This is a genomic window from Staphylococcus sp. GDY8P57P, assembly GCF_017892585.1.
GTDB classification, from domain to species: Bacteria; Bacillota; Bacilli; order Staphylococcales; family Staphylococcaceae; genus Staphylococcus; species Staphylococcus borealis.
In genome coordinates, this window is the sequence record NZ_JAESLK010000076.1 from 277 (window position 1) to 1,676 (window position 1,400).

The 1,400-nt window shown below is 30.1% G+C and carries 1 protein-coding gene; it reads right to left on the reverse strand.

Annotation, left to right across the window (positions count from 1 at the left end):
- Window positions 1-617: 617 nt before the first annotated feature.
- On the reverse strand, window positions 618-1,400 hold a 783-nt coding region (locus KA878_RS13550; protein WP_210142199.1), incomplete at its 5' end, for a plasmid recombination protein.

Here is a 1,400-nt window from a genome sequence, read left to right on the forward strand (position 1 = left end):
ACTCCTTATTTTGTTTAAGAAGTCGCTCACCCGAATATATATCTTGAAGAATAAACTTAAATCGTTTAATATCTAGATATACAAATTAATAAAACATAATTCTTACATTTTATTACGGTTTTGTCGTTCACGAAAACTTTGGTCGGTTTGGGGTGAGCGACTTCTTTTTTTATTTTATTTGTGTATTAATATAACACTAACAAAAAGCTTGGTCTATTCAGACTAAGTCTTTATTTTTTATTAAGCTCAATATTTTTTAGAATATTTATATTGCTGATAAGTGTTATAAAGTATTAACGCCTGAACTACTACTTGAGCAATTGATATTGCTAAATTAATCTTTTTCTTCTTACTCATTTTCTTCAACCCCCTTTGTTGCTTTATTCCAATTTCCTTTTTGCTTTAAAGTTTGCGTCCTTAAAAATCCTAAAAGCTGTCAGTCGGTCGGGTTAATAGCTGACGCTATCGACCGCTGACGCTTTAAGTCTAATTTAAGGACTCTTTAAAACAAAAAGTTTTCTCGGCATAAAAGCGTGGTATAATATTTGTATTGTTTAGTACTACTAATACTAGATTGTATTTATTTAAGCCTTTATCAACTATGATAAGGGCTTTTTCTATCTGCTCATACCTCTGCCATGATTCTGATTATTTTTTTGTTCTTTCTCTTGATATTCTTCAGGATGTATTTGTTTATCAAACATTTGTATTGTCTTTATCATTCGTCCATTATCTCTACTCACATCATTCATCAAATGCTGGTATTTATTTCTACCAAGAACTTGCTCTAACTTTTCAAAAATTTCTCTAATAACTTTAATGACATTAAGCGCATTATCAAGGTCTTTTTTTCGGTCTTTTATAAACTCATTTGCTCTTGATAAAGTTTCAGACAAATCCTTGTTTTGTTCTCTAAGCTTATTATTTTCGTTTTTTAGGTCATTTAGAGCTTTATCTGACTTAATATACTCATAATCATCTTTGATTAATTGTGCTGCTTCTATTTGCTTCTGAAAGGCATTAAAATCTTCTTGGCTTATTACAACATTTCCCGTTTTCTGTATTTCTTTATTAAACAAACCACCTACTTTTTCAGTTTCATGTTCATATTTGACGTTTAAAGGCTTTTTAAGCGTTTCTAATGATTTTTGATATTGTTCTATCAACTCATTGTTTTTTTGTTGTATATGGCTTAATTTTTGGCTCTCACGCTCATATTCTTGCTTATGGTATTCTGTTTTTTGCTTATATCGGCTTACCTGATCATGTTTAGCATTTGTAACTTGTCTTGATTGTCCTCGTTCCAAATCATACCCACGTTGATTAACATACTCGTTAAATCTATCTTGAAATTCAGTTAAAGCTTTTTTATTACCTATCACTTCTTTAGCGCTTAATCT